At 42.9% G+C, this 19,201-nt stretch carries 20 protein-coding genes and 1 pseudogene; 12 read left to right on the plus strand and 9 right to left on the minus strand.

Features of this window, described 5'->3' with window-relative positions; all coding sequences use genetic code 11:
* Positions 1–94 precede the first annotated feature (94 nt).
* Positions 95–825: pseudogene (locus tag O9334_RS13875) on the plus strand (IS4 family transposase); the annotation flags it as partial.
* A 404-nt stretch (positions 826–1,229) separates the two neighbouring features.
* Here O9334_RS13875 and O9334_RS13880 read toward each other — a convergent pair.
* On the minus strand, positions 1,230–1,967 hold the full coding sequence (locus tag O9334_RS13880) for a phycocyanobilin:ferredoxin oxidoreductase (RefSeq protein ID WP_288000597.1): 738 nt from the start codon (positions 1,965–1,967) through the stop codon (positions 1,230–1,232).
* Between the two features lie 267 nt (positions 1,968–2,234).
* Here O9334_RS13880 and O9334_RS13885 point away from each other — a divergent pair, with 267 nt between their 5' ends.
* Entirely contained in the window at positions 2,235–4,547 is a 2,313-nt protein-coding gene (locus tag O9334_RS13885; RefSeq protein ID WP_288000599.1) for a transglutaminase TgpA family protein, read from the plus strand.
* Positions 4,548–4,618: 71 nt separating this feature from the next.
* On the opposite strand, the gene O9334_RS13890 is transcribed toward O9334_RS13885, so the two are convergent.
* Positions 4,619–4,885, minus strand: coding sequence for a Txe/YoeB family addiction module toxin (locus tag O9334_RS13890; protein ID WP_211571604.1), 267 nt, complete (start codon positions 4,883–4,885; stop codon positions 4,619–4,621).
* Positions 4,879–5,196: a type II toxin-antitoxin system Phd/YefM family antitoxin gene (locus tag O9334_RS13895; protein WP_288000601.1), complete on the minus strand. Its 318-nt coding sequence runs from the start codon at positions 5,194–5,196 to the stop codon at positions 4,879–4,881. The genes O9334_RS13890 and O9334_RS13895 overlap by 7 nt, the downstream gene beginning before the upstream one ends.
* A 225-nt stretch (positions 5,197–5,421) precedes the next feature.
* Between O9334_RS13895 and O9334_RS13900 the strand changes: the two genes are divergently transcribed.
* Positions 5,422–5,670, plus strand: a complete 249-nt coding sequence (locus O9334_RS13900) for a hypothetical protein (protein WP_045356295.1) — start codon at positions 5,422–5,424, stop codon at positions 5,668–5,670.
* A gap of 326 nt (positions 5,671–5,996) precedes the next feature.
* Complete coding sequence (locus O9334_RS13905) at positions 5,997–6,461, plus strand: SRPBCC family protein (RefSeq protein ID WP_002736419.1); 465 nt, start codon at positions 5,997–5,999, stop codon at positions 6,459–6,461.
* 73 nt (positions 6,462–6,534) lie between these two features.
* Here the strand turns inward: O9334_RS13905 and O9334_RS13910 are convergent, their stop codons facing one another.
* Positions 6,535–6,738, minus strand: a complete 204-nt coding sequence (locus O9334_RS13910) for a ssl0294 family protein (protein WP_002762986.1) — start codon at positions 6,736–6,738, stop codon at positions 6,535–6,537.
* Between the two features lie 70 nt (positions 6,739–6,808).
* On the opposite strand from O9334_RS13910, the gene O9334_RS13915 reads away from it, so the two are divergent.
* The 3 genes from O9334_RS13915 (at position 6,809) to O9334_RS13925 (ending at position 8,882) form a co-directional block, all read left to right on the plus strand.
* Positions 6,809–7,324 (plus strand): DUF1499 domain-containing protein, encoded by a 516-nt coding sequence (locus O9334_RS13915; RefSeq protein WP_288000604.1) that lies wholly within the window; start codon positions 6,809–6,811, stop codon positions 7,322–7,324.
* Positions 7,325–7,361: 37 nt separating this feature from the next.
* Positions 7,362–7,859 (plus strand): DUF427 domain-containing protein, encoded by a 498-nt coding sequence (locus O9334_RS13920; RefSeq protein WP_004163102.1) that lies wholly within the window; start codon positions 7,362–7,364, stop codon positions 7,857–7,859.
* A 141-nt stretch (positions 7,860–8,000) separates the two neighbouring features.
* A complete protein-coding gene (locus O9334_RS13925; RefSeq protein ID WP_288000606.1) occupies positions 8,001–8,882 on the plus strand; it encodes a 4-hydroxybenzoate solanesyltransferase in 882 nt (293 codons plus the stop codon).
* Between the two features lie 289 nt (positions 8,883–9,171).
* Here O9334_RS13925 and O9334_RS13930 read toward each other — a convergent pair whose 3' ends face one another.
* Positions 9,172–9,738: a hypothetical protein gene (locus tag O9334_RS13930; protein ID WP_288000609.1), complete on the minus strand. Its 567-nt coding sequence runs from the start codon at positions 9,736–9,738 to the stop codon at positions 9,172–9,174.
* Positions 9,739–9,864: 126 nt separating this feature from the next.
* Here O9334_RS13930 and O9334_RS13935 point away from each other — a divergent pair, with 126 nt between their 5' ends.
* Positions 9,865–10,104, plus strand: a complete 240-nt coding sequence (locus O9334_RS13935) for a DUF6737 family protein (RefSeq protein ID WP_016514583.1) — start codon at positions 9,865–9,867, stop codon at positions 10,102–10,104.
* Here O9334_RS13935 and O9334_RS13940 read toward each other — a convergent pair.
* From O9334_RS13940 to O9334_RS13955, 4 genes are all read right to left on the minus strand, one after another.
* On the minus strand, positions 10,069–12,369 hold the full coding sequence (locus O9334_RS13940) for an ATP-dependent helicase (RefSeq protein ID WP_288000612.1): 2,301 nt from the start codon (positions 12,367–12,369) through the stop codon (positions 10,069–10,071). The two genes, O9334_RS13935 and O9334_RS13940, sit on opposite strands and share 36 nt — an antisense overlap.
* Before the next feature lie 243 nt (positions 12,370–12,612).
* Positions 12,613–13,587, minus strand: coding sequence for a tRNA lysidine(34) synthetase TilS (gene tilS, locus O9334_RS13945; RefSeq protein WP_190380659.1), 975 nt, complete (start codon positions 13,585–13,587; stop codon positions 12,613–12,615).
* A gap of 199 nt (positions 13,588–13,786) precedes the next feature.
* Positions 13,787–14,809: an oxygen-dependent coproporphyrinogen oxidase gene (gene hemF / locus O9334_RS13950; RefSeq protein WP_190380660.1), complete on the minus strand. Its 1,023-nt coding sequence runs from the start codon at positions 14,807–14,809 to the stop codon at positions 13,787–13,789.
* Between the two features lie 120 nt (positions 14,810–14,929).
* Positions 14,930–15,220 (minus strand): DUF2288 domain-containing protein, encoded by a 291-nt coding sequence (locus tag O9334_RS13955; protein WP_045356278.1) that lies wholly within the window; start codon positions 15,218–15,220, stop codon positions 14,930–14,932.
* 135 nt (positions 15,221–15,355) lie between these two features.
* Here O9334_RS13955 and O9334_RS13960 point away from each other — a divergent pair, with 135 nt between their 5' ends.
* The 4 genes from O9334_RS13960 to O9334_RS13975 are packed head-to-tail and all read left to right on the plus strand — an operon-like array spanning position 15,356 to position 19,161.
* Positions 15,356–15,928: a TetR/AcrR family transcriptional regulator gene (locus tag O9334_RS13960; RefSeq protein WP_288000615.1), complete on the plus strand. Its 573-nt coding sequence runs from the start codon at positions 15,356–15,358 to the stop codon at positions 15,926–15,928.
* A gap of 31 nt (positions 15,929–15,959) precedes the next feature.
* Complete coding sequence (locus O9334_RS13965) at positions 15,960–17,243, plus strand: ABC exporter membrane fusion protein (RefSeq protein WP_288000617.1); 1,284 nt, start codon at positions 15,960–15,962, stop codon at positions 17,241–17,243.
* 7 nt (positions 17,244–17,250) lie between these two features.
* Positions 17,251–18,423 carry an ABC transporter permease DevC gene (gene devC, locus O9334_RS13970; RefSeq protein ID WP_288000619.1) on the plus strand — a complete coding sequence of 391 codons (1,173 nt, stop codon included), beginning with the start codon at positions 17,251–17,253 and terminating at the stop codon, positions 18,421–18,423.
* A gap of 18 nt (positions 18,424–18,441) precedes the next feature.
* Positions 18,442–19,161, plus strand: a complete 720-nt coding sequence (locus O9334_RS13975) for a DevA family ABC transporter ATP-binding protein (RefSeq protein ID WP_288000622.1) — start codon at positions 18,442–18,444, stop codon at positions 19,159–19,161.
* Positions 19,162–19,201: the final 40 nt, after the last annotated feature.

The following is a 19,201-nucleotide window of genomic DNA, read 5'->3' on the forward strand; positions in this document are numbered from 1 at the left end:
TTTCTTAACAAAAAGAGAAGAAACTTAAAAAAAGGGGAAACGATTGATAGGTATAGTTTTGAAAGAAGGAATTAAGGTGGAGGTGAGCAAAAAAATGGAGAAATGGGCAGCCCAAGAATTACAGTATGCAGACCTAGGGGACACCAGAAGAAAGAAAAGGTTAATCAGTATCGTGGAAAATTTGGCCAGCCAATCTAGTACAAGAGTGCCACAAGCTTCGGGAAATCTAGCCGCCGCCAGTGCCACATCCGACTTTTGGAATTCCCCCTATTTTCACCCCTCAGATATAATTGCCGCCCAAGCTAAAAGTACAGTAGAAAGAATCAAAGAACATCCAATAGTTTTGGCAGTTCAAGACACAACAAGTTTAGACTTTACGACGCAAAAAGCCAAAAAAGGAATGGGTTATCTAGATTGTCAAACATCCTTTGGTCTCAAAGTTCATACCACATTAGGAGTGTCCCCTGTCGGAATACCTTTAGGACTAATTAATCAATATGTCTGGGCAAGAGAAGAAAAGAATTTAGGGATTGCCAAGCAACGCAAAAAAGAGAAACCCAAGAAAAAGAAAGTCAACGATGGTTAAATTCTTGGTCAGAAACACAACAACAAATACCCGAAGATATTCAAGTAGTAACAATCGGAGATTGTGAGGCAGACATATTTGATTTATTTGACCAATCAAGAAGTCCTAACTCTCATTTATTAATCCGAGGGACTCATAACCGAAAAGTTAACTATCTCGACGACAAGGAAACGTCAGGGCATCCAGAGACTAAATATTTACATCAATCTATCAGAGAAATTCAAGCCTGTGGTCTCTTATACTAAATCTGGTTATTAAAAACTGATTATTTATTCACCCTTTTGCCTCTTGCCTGTTGCATGAGTGCCTGTCCTGATATGTAGGGTTTGCGGCAAAAAGTTTGTTGGTGGGGTTAGGAGTCAGTCCCGATGAAAAAATTTTCACCCCCACAGATGAAAGAGGTTTCCTTCCCTACACCCCACACCCTACACCCTCTTTCAAGTCAGAAGGGGAAGTCAGAATAACAGAATGACCTTGCGTGCCTAGAAGCGGAACCCTTTGCAATCGCCTCCGGAAAGTGCAAGGGTTTTGAGTACCTCGGCTCGATTTCTCAACGTTTGTTTCTGGCACTTTTCTTGAAAAAAAGTCCCAAAATCGTTTTCTAGTAAGGCTTCCAGTAATATTCAGCCTACCCTAGTTCAGTTTAATCGGGCAAATCAAAGAGAACACCCGTCATATAACGCTCTGCCCATTCCCAACCAAAGGCTTTTTCTAGTACACGCCGAGTTTTATCGTTTTTTTGCTGTTGACTACAATAATCCCGTTGTCCCTGTAAATAAATGCGCGCTTCTTCCCCAGAAAGAGGCTGACTTTCCTTAGCACATTTGCAGTGAATTGTCAAGAAATCTGTTACTCTTTGTAAAAATTGTCGTTCCTCGGCGGCGGTTTCGGGACGAATAAACAGACAATATTGGGAGAAAATATGACCCCAAGAAGGCAAATCACGAGCTTGGGCGAAATCGACCGCCGGTAAAGCCGCTAAAGCTTGATTATAGGCACTAGGGAGAGTTTTATCGCCACTGGTGGGAGAAAGATCCACAATAGCGGCACTGATTCCCGCTTTGCCGGAGACTATATCACATCCAAACATCGGCAGCGGATATTCTGGACGGGGGAACATGACACAGTGAAGGATATCCAAACCATTGCCCAGTTTAGCCAGTTCTAGGTGCATTTTGCGGAACTGGGGAGTTTGATAGCAGCGATTCTCGATAATTAATTTTTCCCCTTCTAAACGTCCCTCCACATAGCCTAAACCTTCCGGCAACTCAAAGGGCGACAAATCAAGATAATTTTCCCAGTGGGACAGAATTGCCGTGGCTAATTGTCCAATCAGGGGATGAAGTAACGGTAAAATTTCAGGCTTGGCAACGGCTATCATGGGTCAGTAATCAGTAATCAGTAATCAGTAATCAGTTATCAGTAATCAGTTATCAGTTATCAGTAATCAGTTATCAGTAATCAGTTATCAGTAATCAGTAATCGGCTTTTTTCTCCTTATCTCCCCTGCTCACCTCTCCCTGCTCCCTTCTCCCGTCTCCTGTATCCTGACTCCTGACATCTAAAATCCACTTTACCCCATGGAGCGATCGAGATTAGAACTGGGAAATATAAAATTAACTTCTTTGTCCTTCTCCCAATTTAGCCTATGGTTAGCAGTGCCGCTCGTCCAAGACCTTCCTTAAAAACCCTCTGGCAAAAGATAGAATCTTCTCCGTTGCCAGAAACCGAGGAATCGATTATTTTAAGAATTCTGGTGCAAGCTTTAGTAATCGTCGGTATTATCGCCACCGATGTGGCTACTGATAGTTATACCGGTATTTGGGCCGTTCCTCTCAGTATTATCGGCGGAATCTGGAGTTGGCGACGCAGGAAAAAGCGCAATATCGGGGCAAAATTTTGTATAGCGATCGGAATGTTGGTAGTGTTGGCGCTATTCTTGGGTAATATCGTTGCGATGCAGGATAGTCGCATTGCCCTAACACAATTATTAATTCAACTGCAAATTCTCCATAGTTTTGACCTGCCCCGACGCAAAGATTTGGGGTATTCTATGGTAATCGGTTTAATTCTCTTGGGAGTCGCCGGGACAATCTCCCAAACCCTCGCTTTTGCGCCTTGGTTAATCCTCTTTCTGCTTTTATCCCTACCTACCCTAGTTTTAGACTATCGTTCTCGTTTAGGTTTAGATAATCTCAATCAGAGTCTCCCTTTCTTCTCAAGGAAATCCCCCCGTCTAGCCACAAAAAAATTAGTTTCCCCGCAAAATTCTCCCCTTTCTCCCAAACGTTTCGGGATTTTCTTTCTGACAATTCTCCTCTTGGGATTGACAATTTTTGCCCTGATGCCGCGTTTTCCGGGTTATCAAATTCAATCTTTTCCCGTCAATAGTCCAGCAGGTATGGAAAATCAGGATTTTGAACAGGGAGACCGACAAATCGTTAACCCTGGCTATGTGCGCGAGGGTGAAACGGGGAATGGTGGCGTAAATAGCGGTAATAGTCCCACTACAGGGTCAGGACAGCTAGATCCTACCTTTTATTACGGTTTTAACAGCCAAATGAACCAAAATCTGCGGGGAAGTATGACTCCTCAGATAGTCATGCGGGTACGTTCTCAAGCCCCCGGATTCTGGCGGGCCATGGCCTTTGATCGCTATACTGGCCAAGGGTGGCAAATCTCGCGGGATCAAGAATTAGAGGATTTAAATCGCAGTAGTTGGTCCTATCGCTTTTTTGTGCCACTACCCGCAACCCAGGCCAAAACCCATCAGGTAGTCCAAAGTTACAGCATTGTCTCCAGTTTACCGAATATTATCCCTGCTCTTACTTCGCCTCAGTTTCTCTTTTTTCCCACTCGACAGGTATCTTTGGACCGAGAAAACAGCTTAAGGTCGCCGGGGGGGTTAGCGGAAGGGCTAACTTATACTGTAATCTCACAAGTGCCGGAACGCAATCGCAGCCAATTGCGATCGGCCCCAGAAACTTACCCTAAGGCTATTCTCAACCATTATTTACAAATTCCTGCCGAAATTGCCCCGAAAGTCCGCCGAAAAACCGAGGAATTGCTGGCAAAATCTCCCACACCGTTAACCTCTCCCTACGAGAAGGCCCTATATTTGGCCCAAGCATTAAAGCAAAACTACGAATTAACAACCGATTTGCCCTTTTTAGCCGAAAATGAGGATTTAGTCTCGGCCTTTTTGTTTCGTTTTCAGGGGGGTTACGCCGATCATTTTTCCAGCGTGTTAACGATTATGTTACGCTCGATCGGTATTCCTGCCCGATTAGCCACCGGTTTTGCCCCTGGCCAGTTTAATCCTTTTACTGGCTTTTATGTTGTCCAAAATACGGACGCTTACGCCATCACAGAGGTGTTTTTCCCTGGTTACGGTTGGTACACTTTCGATCCTATCCCGGGCCACGAATTAATTCCCCCATCCTTTGAGGAAGTGGAACCTTTTAGCGTCCTCAAGCAATTTTGGCAATGGGTAGCCGGATGGTTGCCTTCCCCAGTAACGGGTTTTCTCGGTCTGATTTGGGACAATGTTATCGTTACTATCGGTAAGTTATTGGCCTGGTTATGGCGTTTTATTTCCGGCAGTCTTTTGGGGGGAATTCTCGGTGGTTTAGTGGGGGTCGTCTTCGCTTACGCTGGTTGGTTAGGATGGGGACAGTTCCATGGTTGGCGTCGGGGTCGCAGGTTGTCCAAACTACCACCGATCGAGCGTTTATACCAGCAAATGTTAGGAATCTTAACAGAGGCTGGTTATGGCAAACATCCCGCTCAAACCCCTTTAGAATACGCCGCCGCCGCCCGCAGCGTCCAACCGCCGCCAGTGGCGAATATTATCGAGGAGATTGCTCGCGCCTACGTTGATTGGCGTTATGGCGGTAAATCGGCTAATATCGAGAGTTTACGCCAACGTTTTCGAGAGTTGCTCAAGCTAGTGAAAAAGTGAGCTTGAGCCTATAGTTAGGGTTTGCGGCAAAAAGTTTTTCAGCAAATCCTAGATTTAACGATGTCTTAACGCTACTCATAATGTGTCCACATCCGCAGGATTTTAACTATACCCTCAGATTGAATAACTTCGTACACAAGACGATGCTGAATGCTTATTCGCCGAGAGTACACACCATTCAAATCTCCCACTAACTTTTCGTAAGGCGGGGGATTTTGGAATGGATTGACCTGAAGAATGTCAAGCAACATCTGCGCTTTATTTTTTAAATGACTAGAATTAAGCTTCTTAGCGTCTTTCTGCGCCTGTTTGGTGTAAACCAATTTCCACCTCACCATTCTAGCTCCTCAGCACATTCTTCAACCGGCGTTGCCAGTCCCTCCCGAATTGATTCTCGCATCCCCGGAATTGAGAGGAGATATAACGTTTCTTGTACCGATTTCCAATCCCCTTCAGATAGCAAAACTGCATTACCATCGCATCCCTCAATAATAATGGGTTCGTGGGAAACAGTCACTGAATCAATCAAATCCTGCAACTTTTGTTGAGCCTCATTAACCGGGATCATAACCCCTCCTAATTGTTTTCTACCAGTGCCGAAAGAAAATCCTCCGATAATCCTAGCGCCAATTACCCAAACCTGACTCAAGCTATAACCAATCTTTACAAAAAATCTTTTCCAGGCGCTTATACTGTCGGCACTGGTTTTTCGCAACCAAAGTAAATTACATATCTTAAATTGAGAGTAACTAAACTTGACAATCGGTTTAACAATGCGCTAGAGTAACCGAAACTTCTAAACTGTAACGCTGGCTGAAGGGAGGCTATTAATTTCGACTAAATTTCTTTACTACTAAACCAAGAAAATATAATTATGACAAACTATCAAACAGAAATTAAAATCAAAGTCCTTTTAGATGTTGCTGAAACTTATTGGAATGCAACGGAAGAAGAGCGTCAAAAAATAGAAGAAAAAATCGCTTTTTATGTTAAATATTCAAATTTATCTAGAAAAGAATCTCTGGAAAAATTATATAAAACGATGGATACTGTTGGACAAAAAGCACAAGAGAGAGGATTAACCACTGAAATTTTAGAATCTCTCTTAAATGAAGATGACTAGACGCTTTGTTATCGATACCAATATTATTATCAGTTAATATCGAGAGATTACACCAACGTTTTCGAGAGTTGCTCAAGCTAGTGAAAAAGTGAGCTTGAGAGCAGTTATCTTAATGGTGAGGTAGGAAGTTTTCGTTTTGGGGAGTCGATCGCCGGTCGTCCATAGCAAATTAGGTTACACTTTATCTTGATGAGAAAGGCTATAAATAACACTATGTTAAGAAATGTAACCAAGGCCGAAACCCTTACTGTTGCCTTGTCTGCACAGTTAACTTTATTTTTGTCCGACTACCGATAATTCTCAGCCAGTAATTTATAAGCAGATCAATGTCATCTTGTCAAGTATTTGAACAATCAATTCAGATTAAAGCTAGTGCCACGACGGTGGAGCGTTGTATCACGGATTTAGAGTTAATGCGTCGTTGGTTGAATCCGGTGTTAGTTTGTGAACCTATCGGCGATTGGAAGACCGATATCGGTGGGAGAAGTCGTTTTTTGATTCAAATTCCCCTAATTCAGCCAACGCTAAAAAGTACGGTGATTGAGAGGGAACCGGGATTAATTGTCTGGCAATTTGAAGGATTTTTTCGCGGCTGCGATCGCTGGGAATGTCAACCCAATGATGACGGCACTTGTCTAATCAATCGTTTTGAGTTTGCGATTCCTAATCCGGTTGTGGGGTGGGGATTCCAGCAATTCGCCGCCAAATGGACTAAAAAGGATATGGAAGCGCAATTAAGACGCTTAAAAAGAGTAGCCGAGGAAATTTATCTACTTTCAGCAACAAGTTAAGCTGATGGGGTGGTAAGCGGGGGGTTTTGGGGATGGGAGAATACCCTCACCCCCAACAGCTAACCCCTGATCCCTAATCGATCGAGATCGACTGGGGACCGTTGCCGTTATCCTGATTATTGTCGTTAAAACTGACTAATCCCTGCTGTTCTAACCATTTTTTGAGAGGATCGTCCGAAAGTTTCAAGCGCAGTAATCCAGAGGCAAAACCACCGAAAAAAGCGATCGGTTGTTGAATCAGTTCTTTAACAACGGGTTGTAATTCATCGAGAAACATCTTATTCTATCTCCTGATATTGTCACACCTATCAATGTTAAGTTAATTGAAGTGATTCTGTAAGACTAGCATGACTGAAACTCCCGACACGGTGAAAAAATCTTTCCGGCTAACCCCGTTTATTTTACTAGGAATACTGCTCATCTGGCTAGGAATTAGGTTAATTGCTCCCGATAGCGTCAGTTTATTCGCCGGTACTCGTCCCGATTATTTGGGAGTCAGGGAAGGTAAACTAGCCCCTTGTCCAGTCACTCCTAATTGTGTTAGTAGTCAGAGTCAGGATCAGGGTCATGCGATCGAACCCCTTAGTTATCAGGGTAGCGGTGAAAAAGCGATCGAGCAATTAGCTAAAATTATCGCCTCCCAACCGAGAACTAAAATTATTAACCAAGATAGTAACTATCTCTACGCCGAATTTAGCAGTCAATGGATGGGATTTGTCGATGATCTAGAATTTTCTCTTAATCCTAGCAAAAATGCGATCGATGTTCGCTCGGCCTCCCGGTTAGGAGAATCGGATTTAAATGTCAATCGAGAACGAGTGGAAACCCTGAGAAAACTCTTTTCAGTGATCAGTAATCAGTAAACGGTGAACTGACTCGGAGAATACGATAAGAAAAATTATGTTTCGTCCCCAACCAATACCAGCAAAAGCAGGACAGGAATCCGTCTGGGATTATCCTCGTCCCCCGCGCCTAGAATTATCACCTAAACACCTAAAAATTATCTTTAATGGGGTGATAATTGCCGATACTAAAAGCAGTTATCGAGTTCTAGAAACCAGTCATCCTCCAGTTTATTATCTACCGCCCCAAGATATTAAAATGGAATACCTGCAAGCCACAGCAGAAAAGTCTTTTTGTGAGTGGAAAGGTCTAGCTGGATATTACAATATCACCGTTGGCGACCAACAGGCAATTAACGCCGCTTGGTATTATCCGGACCCGACACCAGAGTTTCAGGCAATTAAGAATTATCTGGCTTTTTATCCTGCCAAAATGACCGCTTGTTATGCCGACGGTGAATTAGTACAACCGCAACCGGGCAACTTTTACGGGGGATGGATAACCTCCGATGTGGTTGGTCCATTTAAAGGCGTTCCCAATAGTTGGGGCTGGTAATCACGTTAAGTAAGTAGTCGTGCAAAATTAACTTCTTGGTTAGGAAAGGCAAAAGGTAGCTTTTTTCTCCCCACTTCATAATTCATAATTCATAATTCCCACTTCCCCTTAACTCCTAGTTTCTACTTTTTACGAGAAATTATGACCATATCCCAACCCGATCTAGAACCCACTTGGATGACGATTATTCGCCTCTTGCGCTGGGATAAACCCGCAGGTAGGTTAATTTTGATGATTCCCGCTTTATGGGCGGTATTTTTGGCGGCAGACGGTGTGCCACCGCTACCCTTGATCGGGGTGATCGTTTTGGGAACTTTGGCCACTAGCGCCGCCGGCTGTGTGGTTAACGATCTTTGGGATCGGGATATCGATCCACAAGTCGATCGCACTCGTAACCGTCCTTTAGCGGCCAGAGCTTTATCGATCAAGGTTGGTTTGATTATCGCTCTGATTGCTTTCTTTTGCGCCGCAATTTTAGCTTTATATCTCAATTTCCTGAGTTTTTGCCTATGTGTGGCCGCCGTTCCCCTGATTATCTGCTATCCTCTCGCCAAGCGTTTTTTTCCCGTACCCCAATTGGTTCTTTCTCTCGCTTGGGGTTTTGCGGTTTTAATCTGTTGGAGTGCCGTCACTGGGTCGTTAAATAGTAATACATTTATATTATGGGGAGCGGTGATTTTTTGGACATTGGCATTTGATACAATTTATGCTCTGTCCGATCGAGAGGATGATCTCAAGGTTGGTATTAACTCTAGTGCCATATTTTTCGGCAAATACGCCCCGGAAGCCGTGGGGGTCTTTTTTGCCCTAACAGTGGGTTTATTGGCTTGGGAGGGGCAAAAAATGCAGTTATCAGCCTCTTTTTGGCTAGGGTTGGTTCTAGCGGCGATCGCTTGGTGGCGTCAATACTGGCTGTTACGTCAATCGGATTTACCTAAACCAGTTTATGGTCAAATGTTCGGCCAAAATGTTTGGGTCGGTTTTATTTTATTAGCGGCTATGATTGGGGGAAGTTTGTATTAAAACTCCCCCAAAAATGTCCCTAGAGTCAGCAACTAAGCTCTTCCTAATTTAAATTGCTTGTTGAGACGAGGCAAGAGGCATTCATGCAACCCCTCCAACCCTAGTAGGGTTGATTCATGAATCAACCCTACCTTGAATCAACCCTACCTTGAATCAACCCTACCTTGAATCAACCCTACCTTGAATCAACCCTACTAGCAGGGGGGAGTAAGGGAGATTCGGCTAATCTAAGAATAAGCGGTTTAAATACGTCTTAGCTTATCGAAAAAATCGGGTCTAAAACCTCGCCTTAATCTGACTCTAATAATCCCATTACCGTAGCTGATGGGTGTTCACCAGTCATCAAAGCTACCCGTCTTTGAAAATTTTTCTCCACAGCAATGCAGGTATTTAAGGGATCTAAAATACCCTTTCTGATTTCCCTTTCCCAAGAATAATTTCTTTCTCGGTGTTTAAATCTTGATAATTGCTGGGTGAAAACAGTAACCACTTGATAAATGATTTTTAAATCGTAAAGAGAGTCAATTTGAGAAATTTTAACCGCTAAAGCCCGAAATTGACGGGATATTTCTTGAGCTTGCTCTTGACTACAGCCATGGTCATGATGATAATAATTAACTACTTCTGCCATGTACTGAGCGTGTTTAGCGGCATTTTGAATGCTATGTTGAGCATTTTCCACGGGGGCAAGAAATCGATCTAATAATAGCTGTTGAGCGTAGGCATCGCGAAGGGAAGAATTAGAGATTATTTGCAATTCGGTCATTCTTTCTTCATGTTTACGGCGATTTTCGGCATAAATCTCCGTCAGAATAGTATCTAACAGCTTGGGAATCGGATAAAAGACATCAATCATAGGAAAATTTAGCTTAGTTTGTCTAGAGATAAGAAACTCTATTGATAGAATTACCCAAAATTGTAGCAGTTATCTGAATAGTCAGGTACGATAAAATCAAGTTAGTAAATTACCGCCCCTTAACTAATGTCCAACTCGAAATCTAGTAGCGTTTGGGACCACAAACCCCGTTGGTGTCAACCTTGGTCGATTCTGTTGACAGGAATTACCCTGATTGCCGGCTGTTGGTTTTTAACCCAGCGTCTCTGGTTAACCCTACTCCTATCTATTCCTATACTCCTGTGGTGGTTTGTCTTCCTAATTCTTTATCCGCGGACGCTGCAGCAACAGTTAAACACAGAAAGAATCGGGGAAAGCATTGATTAAAACAGGAAAGACAGGACAGGGATTTTTATCCTGTAATTGACTACTTTCATCTCCGCGAAAAGTGTTCCAATGGAAGGGAGCTTTTTTTTCACTCGACATCCATAAAAGTCTTTTTGCTCGCGTCATCGCTACATACAAAAGTCGGTATTCTTCAGCTTTTTTAAGTTGTCCAGCTTCTAACCAAGCGCTTAAAGGTGGGGGAATAATTGGTATGCTGTCGGGGTTTAAATAGCGTTGATGAACCGCTGCTCGAATTTGCGCTCGTGCCACTTCTGCGAGGGTAAAATCTCCCAAAAATTTCGCCCCATTGGGTACCCAAGGTTTGCCAGGAATAATATCTTCGTGAAGAAAGGGAATAAAAACATAATCCCAGTCTAAACCCTTGGCTTTGTGCATAGTAATAATCGTCAGTTGTCCGGGACGAGTATAACAATCGTCGTTATCTTCTTCCACTCCTTTAAAGCTCTCAGAGGCGATAATTTCATTAAGAGTATTAATTGTGTTTTTCAGAGAACTATTACCAGCAGTTTCCTGATAAATACGGGCGGTTAATTTTTGCAAAGTGGCTAATTCTGACCCCGAATATTGGAGAGTCATAGCGAAAAAAGACAGGAGTTGATAATGGGGTAATTCTAATCTAGCTTTTAGTAAACTGCAGCAATAACGACGGGCGATTTTTTCGTTAGATTTCAGTTCAGGATCGAGGGGAGTGGGATAAAGAAATTGTTCGGGATAGGTAACTAAAGGATTTAAGTCTTGGGCAGTAATTAAACCCCTCAATTGTAACACTTCTAAGGCCGCTTTGAGATAATCAGGAGAGTGGGGACGTTCGACAAAAGCCAATAGTTTCAGCATTTCGGCGGGAATTTGGGAAAAGCGATCGATCTCGTTAGCTTCAAAAATTCTGATTTGATAACTTTTATAAAAATGGGCGAATTTTTGAGCAAAAAAGTGTCCCTGTCGATTTTGTCTAACGAGGATAGCGGCATTATGTTGAGGGTTTTCTTGGAGTAATTTAACTAGACGTTTTTCAATTAATTCTACTGTTTGATAAATGTCATCGGGTTGATAAATTTCTAATCCTTTTCCCTCCTTAACTGGATTAGGTTGGGGATCTTCAGCACCGACGGGAAGAATCGCTTGAACCCGAAAAGGAGCCTCGGTAACTTTATGATTATCTTTCCCCTGTTTCCAATCTCGATCGACCCATTGTAAAACTAAATTAGCAGCTTCAATAATTTTAGTATTGCTGCGACCTGCTTGGTTCATAGTCGATAAATTGCCTTCGCTTTGACAACTTTCACAAAACCAATTAAAGTAAACAGGATCGGCGGGGGTAAAGGTGGAATTAATGGCTTGATTGGGATCGCCGACGCGAATTAAATTAGGTATTTCCCCGTCATTATTTTTTGCTAAAATAGTAATTAGTTTTTCTTGGAGAGGACTAGAATCCTGTGCCTCATCTTCAAAGACTCCAAAGACAGATTTTTGCTCTTGTCGGCGAATTGTTTCTTCCTCTAATACTCGCAAGGCTCCTAAAATCATGTCATCATAATCTATATAGTTTTTCTGACGCATCAGGATTTCATACTGTTGGTACAAACCACTAGCAATAGCGAGAATTTGATAATTATCGTCGCTATAGTGGCTTAATTCCCAGACTTGCTGCGGTGATAATCCCGAACTTTTTAGCTCATGAATGGCCGTATAGGCAAGACTAGGTAAAATTTCGGTTCTCAGCACCGATTGACGGCGTAATCTTTCGGTTTCTTCCCCATCAAATTCCACTCCTTCTAATAACTTTTGATAACGAATTGGATCGGCAATTAGCCATTTTTCCACCGAGTTTCTAATAATTCTGTGGCTAGGAGTCGGAATAACTAAGGTAGAAGATTCGAGGTCTAATCCCGATAATTCCGGGTAACGACGGGCCAATTGTAGAGCCAGTCCGTGCAGAGTTTGAACGCTGAACCCTTGGGCTGAAAGTTGTAAATCTTGCAAGCGTTGTTTAATTTTAGCTTTAATACTAGCGGCAGCCGAGCGGATGTAGGTGACAATAATTAACTGTTTTTTAGCGTGCAGTTGCTCACGAGCAATAACCATGGCGGCAGCTACGGCCAAACTGTGGGATTTTCCTGCCCCCGGCACCGCAGAAATGGCCATTTTTCCCCCTTGCCAATCGGCTAATTCCTGTTGTCCAGCTCGCAGTTGTTGCCGGAGATTTACCAGTAAATTTTCTCGATTAATTACTTTAGTTTCGCTCATTATGCCCCGCCAATTTTATTTTTAGTTTAATTGTATTACTATTTTAGTTTATCTTTAAACTAATTGCTGTAAAAGTTAGCTACAGATAACTAGAATGGGGAGATAGGTTTTTTCAGTGAACAGTAAACAGTAAGCAGTGAAAAGAAAGTAGCAAAGTTTTCACCTAACACTGTCCACTTAAAACTGTAATCTGATAACTGATCACTGATAACTGATAACTGATCACTGATAACTGATAACTGATCACTGATAACTGATATGTAGCCAATTTTGTTGTACTTCTACCCGAATTTTGCCGCTTAAGGAGGAAGTGGCATCGCGATTAACACCAGTAATGAGATTAACCACTGACTCAACTTCGGCAAAATTAGGTGATGAGGGTAAATATTGAGCCAAAAATAAACGAATCACCCGTCTTTGTATCGCTAGAGGTAAAATTTGTAAAGGGGAGCGATCGAGTCTTTGTTGATCTAGATCGATAACCTGACGAAAAATATCCCGGGCAATACTATCTAAATAATCGCTTTCTGCTTCCAAAATTTCGGCAGTTTGGGCGAGATGTTTTTCAATTTGGGGATTTAAATTAGTTTGCAGGTAGGGTAATAATTCCCGACGGATGCGATTGCGAGCATAGCGTAAATTCTCATTAGCTCGATCGTACCAGATCGGTAATTCTCGACTTTGACAAAAAGCGAAAGTTTCCCCGCGAGTGACATTTAAGAGGGGACGGACTAAAAAAATATCTGGGGTTAAACTTGTCAACCAAGTTAGGGCAGAAAGTCCATCACTACCCGCCCCGCGCATGAGATTATAAAGAAAAGTTTCCGCTCGATCGCTCCTCGTGTGTGCCGTGAGAAGATAATTAAAACCCTGTTCTTGGGCGATTGTTTGTAAAGCTTGATAACGCCATTGTCGGGCCTTGGCTTCCGTTTCCGCCATGGGGGGTGCGGTGGCAATATAAACGGGTAATTGCCAAATTTCGGCGATTTTACGCACATGATCCACTAATCCTCGGTCCTGGGACCAACGGTGATCACAATGAGCGATCGCTAGTTGCCAACCCCAACGAGAGCGCAAATCCAGCAATAATTGACCTAAACAAAGGGAATCCTGGCCTGCCGACAATGCCACTAACAGAGACGCATTTTTAGGTAGTAATTGTCCCTTTTTCACCGTGGTTTCCAGACGAGTATGGAGAGGTGTCCAAAAATTAGCCAAAATTTTTAGATTTATTTACTTGACAAGGGTGTGGGAAGTATTTTCAGTGATCACTGATCACTGATCAGTAAACAGTAAAAAGACAGTAGGAAACTGCTATTTAATACTGCTCACTTAATACATAATGCTCACTTAAAACTCAAATCTGATAACTGGTAACTGATAACTGATAACTGATAACTGATAACTGATAACTGATTTAACCTTGCCAATTAACCCAATCTTGGGGTTTTAGGAAGACATCATAGAGTTTTGCTTCTGGGGTATTGGCTGCAGGTTGATAACAGTATTCCCAACGGACTAAAGGAGGTAAAGACATCAAAATTGACTCGGTACGACCATTAGTTTGCAAACCAAAAATTGTGCCACGATCATAAACTAAATTAAATTCTACATAACGACCGCGACGATAGAGTTGAAACTGACGTTCTCTGTCACCGTATTCCGTCGAGCGCCGTTTCTGGACAATGGGAACATAAGCGGGTAGAAAAGCCCGGCCACAGTCATTAATGAAACTAAAAATTTCTTCCCAGTTGCGCGGTTGTTGGGGAGATAATTTTTCTGAATAGATAGCGGCATCACTTTCGGCAAAGGGACCCCGATAGAGAGGGTCTAAACCGTCTTGGTAATCAAAGAAAATCCCGCCGATGCCTCTGGCTTCCTGACGATGATTGAGATAAAAATATTCATCACACCAGCGTTTAAAAACGGGATAATATTCGGGATGATGTTGGTCGCAAACCTGTTTAAAAGTGCGGTGAAAATGACTAGCATCTTCTTCAAAGCCATAGTAGGGAGTTAAATCAGCGCCGCCGCCAAACCACCAAACTGGACCGGCTTCAAAATAGCGATAATTGAGGTGAACCGTGGGAATATAAGGATTGCGAGGATGCAAAACCATCGAGGTTCCCGTGGCGTAAAATTGATGACCGGCAGCCTCGGGCCGTTGTTTGGCAATGCTAGGAGGTAATTCTTTCCCCCAAACTTCCGAAAAATTCACCCCTGCCTGTTCAAAAATTGCCCCTTCCCGCAAAACTCGCGAACGTCCGCCGCCACCTTCAGGCCGTTGCCAACTATCTTCGATAAATTTTGCTTGTCCATCCACTTCTTCTAATCCCTGACAAATTTCATCCTGTAGGGATTTCATAAATTCACTGACGCGGCTACGGCTGTCACTGGCGGGCAAATTGGCAAGGGTGGGGGTTGTGGTGAATGCAGTCATACTTAAGGATCAAAGTTGATAACTCAGTGATTATATTACTACTGGGTGATGAAACGGCCGCTCTTCGATACTTAACTTAACATTTAGACGGATTGGGGGTTTTTCAGTGATCAGTGTTATCTAAACTATGGTCTGAATTAACACAAAAGGTTGCACGATTAGTGTATTAAAAAGGTTATCGGGATGGGAATTCCAATCGCTTAATTGCTCTTGTGTCGGTTTTTCTAGTAGTTTTTCCCCGATCCAATTCTGCACTTGAGCAACCTGATCACTGGCGATCGCTTCTGCCACTTCGATTAAATTGAGGGAATCGGAAACCAGAATCAGCGCATCCCTTTGAGCATGGGGGATCAAGTCACTCCATTCCACTTCGGCTAATTCCTCTAATAACTGCTCGTGAATATTACCCATACTGTCAATCCTTGCGAAAAAGCTCGCTTAATAACGAATTATCCCCTCCTTCTAGCATACAGGCAAAGGGACGACCGATTTCCCCATCTATAGTAATGTTAAGCTAAAATATAACGAACGTTCGATATTAAATTTATGCCCAAGATAGTAGATGTAGAACAATACCGGAAAGAACTTCTCTTAAAAAGTGCCGAACTCTTCGCCGAGAAAGGCTATGCTAACATGACGACGAGAGAATTAGCGCAAGGATTAGGAGTGTCCACGGGAACGCTATACCACTACTTTCCCAGTAAAGCGGCACTTTTCGAGCAATTAGTCGAGGAGATGTGCTGGCAGGATGTTTTATTAGCTAAAGCCGAGATCGATCAAGGAAAAACCCTGACAGAAAAGCTAAAAATTCTCGGACAATTTATGACTAATCGCGAGGATTCCTGCATCAAACAATTATTCTTATCGATTGATTATTCTCAACATCAAGGACGAGAAGAACTGCGTCGTAGTCATTTTTTTGAGCGCGTTGATCGCCGCTATCATCAGGCAGTAATCGATATTTTAGGTATTACCGATCCGAGTGTAGCTTGGTTAGTTGTCAGCGTTATTAATGGACTGATATTAGAGCGCCTGTGGTGCAATGAACAGATTGCGATCGATGAACAAATGGAATTATTAGGTAAAATTCTTACTACTTATTTGCAGAAAAACTGTTAACCCCCAACAATCACTTATTAACTAAAAAATTATGAAAGGTAAAACTTTTGTGAAACCAAATCAAAAGTTAATGATCGGGTTAATAGTATTAGGCACAGGATTATTAGGAATAACCACCTTTTATAGTCTTTCCCAATTCGCCAGCAAACCCGAAACCAAAACCCCTGTAATTGCGTCGCCCGTACCGCAAAAAATCACCGCTTTAGGCAGAATTGAACCGAGGACAGAAATTATCAGCATATCTGCCCCGATGTTGCTTGATTCCGATCGAGTCATGCAATTATTAGTCGATGAAGGAGATAGCGTCAAAACGGGACAAATAATCGCCATTCTCGAAAGTCAGGAAAGATTAGAGGATAACCTGCGACAGGCACAAGAACAGGTGAAAGTAGCCGCAGCCAAACTAGAACAGGTGAAAGCTGGGGCAAAAGTCGGTGAAATCGATGCTAATGCCGCTAACGTGCGAAAAATCGAGGCACAATGGGTAGGGGATCAAGCAAACCAACGGACAACTATCCAAAGATTAACAGCGCAATTAGAAGGGGATATAGCCGCCCAAAAAGCGACAATTGGCAAATTAGAAGCAGAATATCGCAATGCCAAAGCTGAATTTGATCGCTACGAAAAACTCTATCAAGAAGGGGCAATTTCCGCCTCTAGTTTTGATAGTAAAAGACTAAATTTAGAAACCAGTAATCAACAACTCACAGAGGCAAAAGTTACCCTAGAGAGAATTGAAAGCACCGGTAAACAACAGATACAAGAAGCCAAGACTACCCTAGCCCGGATTGAATCCACCGGTCAACAGCAGCTCAAAGAGGCCAGATCCACTTTAAATCAAGTCTCGGAAGTGCGGGGAGTCGATGTGCGGGCAGCCCAAGCGGAGGTAAATGCTGCCCTAGTTGCCGTTAAAAAAGCCCAAACCGAGTTAAATCAGGCTTATATTCGATCGCCAATTACTGGCAAAGTGATTAAAGTCAATACCCGTATCGGGGAACAAATCAGCGATCAAGGAATTGTTGACCTCGCTGAAACCGATCGCATGGAGGTAATTGCCGAAATCTATCAAAGCGATATCGGGAAAATTCGCAAGGGACAAACTGCCACGATTACCGGATCAGCGTTTAAGGGCGAAGTTAGGGGAAAAGTGCGCTTAATTGCCTTAAAAGTTGACCAACAAAATATCTTCAGCAATCAACCGGGAGAAAACTTCGATCGCAAAGTTATCTCTGTCCGCATTGCCTTAGATCGCGAAAACAGTGAAAAAGTGGCAGGTTTAACCAATTCCCAAGTAACTGTAACTATCAATGAGTAGGTTTTCCATGAAACTAACCCATCTATTCAAAAAAACGCCCCTATCTTGGTTACAGGTGACACGAGAGAAAACCCGTTTGATTGTGGCTATTGCCGGGATTGCTTTTGCTGACTTCCTAATTTTCACACAGTTGGGGTTTCGGGATGCCTTATTTGATGCTTCCGTTAAACCCCATTATGTCCTCAATGCGGATTTAGTCCTGATTAATCCCCAATTCAATACCCTCTTTGCTGTGAAAAGTTTCTCGCGCGATCGCTTGTATCAAGCTAAAAGAGTCGAGGGTATTCAATCTATAGCCTCAGTTTATATTGCTTCGGCCCAGTGGCGCAATCCCGAAACTGCCCTAGAAAGAACTACTTTAGTCTTTGGTTTTGATCCCAGTCAACGGGTTTTTACCCTCCCGGAAGTTAATCAAAAATCCAGTGATCTGAAGATGTTAAATCGCGTCTTGTACGATCAAGCAGGAAGACCAGAATTCGGTCCAATTGCCGATTTACTCCAGAAAAACCCCGATTTGACAGTTCAGTTAAATAAAAAAGAGGTACAGGTAGCGGGAATTTTTACCCTTGGTGCCTCCTTTGCTGCCGATGGTAACGTCATTAGCAGTGATTCTACCTTTTTAAGGCTCTTTCCCGAACGCCAACCCCACGAAATCGATCTAGGACTGGTGAAACTGCAACCAGGGGCAAACATCGAGGCAGTAAAAGCCAATTTACAGGCACTTTTCCCGAAAAATGAAGTAATTGTCCTTACTTTAAAAGAATTTGCCGAAAGGGAAAAAACCTATTGGGCAAATGGTACAGCCATTGGTTTTATCTTTGGTTTAGGTACAGTAGTGGGTTTTATCGTCGGTATCGTCATTGTCTATCAGATTCTCTATTCCGATGTCACCGATCACTTACCCGAATACGCTACCCTAAAAGCTATGGGTTACGGTGATTGGTATTTAGTCGGGGTTTTGATGCAAGAGGCCTTATTACTAGCGGTTTTGGGGTATATACCGGGGTTTATCGTCTCTCTCGGTGTTTATCATCTCGCTTCCTCCGCTACACTGTTACCGATAGTGATGACTACCCCTAGGGCGATCGAAGTTTTAATCCTGACAATTATTATGTGTATTGCCTCTGGAATTGTCGCCATGGGCAAATTAAGGACAGCAGATCCAGCCGATATTTTTTAAGCTATCAAGGGTGAAATAATGCGGATTTTTCAAAAAGAGCGAGAATTAGTCGATTTTAGCCCTAATGAACCCGTAATTGCTATTAAAGGCTTAAATTACTATTTTGGCACGGGGGAATTAAGAAAACAGGTTTTATACGATATCGATCTGGAAATTAAAGCGGGGGAAGTAGTAATTATGACCGGTCCTTCGGGGTCCGGGAAAACTACTTTATTGAGTTTAATGGGAGGTTTGCGATCGGCACAAGCGGGCAGTTTAAAAATTCTCGGCCAAGAAATGTTAGGAATTGGTAAGGGCAAAATGCTGAAAATTCGCCGACAAATTGGCTATATTTTTCAAGCACATAATTTACTAAAATTCCTCACAGCGAAACAAAACGTTAGGATGTCTTTGGAACTGCACGAGGAGTTTTTAGAACAAGATCTCGATCAAAAAGCGGCGGCAATTCTAGAGTCAGTCGGTTTAGGCAACCGCGTTGATTATTATCCCCATGATCTATCGGGGGGACAAAAACAACGGGTTGCGATCGCTCGCGCCCTCGTCAGTCATCCCAAATTAGTCCTCGCCGATGAACCGACCGCGGCCTTAGATAAACAATCCGGGCGCGATGTGGTGGAAATCATGCAGAAATTGGCAAAAGAACAAGGTTGCACGATTTTACTTGTCACCCACGATAACCGGATTCTCGACATCGCCGATCGCATTGTCAATATGGAGGATGGTCGTTTAGGGGATTAACTGCCCAAAAATTACTTGCCAAAAATCGGCCTTTCATGTT

The sequence above is a fragment of the Microcystis sp. LE19-8.1F genome (assembly GCF_027531715.1).
Taxonomy (GTDB): Bacteria; Cyanobacteriota; Cyanobacteriia; order Cyanobacteriales; family Microcystaceae; genus Microcystis; species Microcystis wesenbergii_A.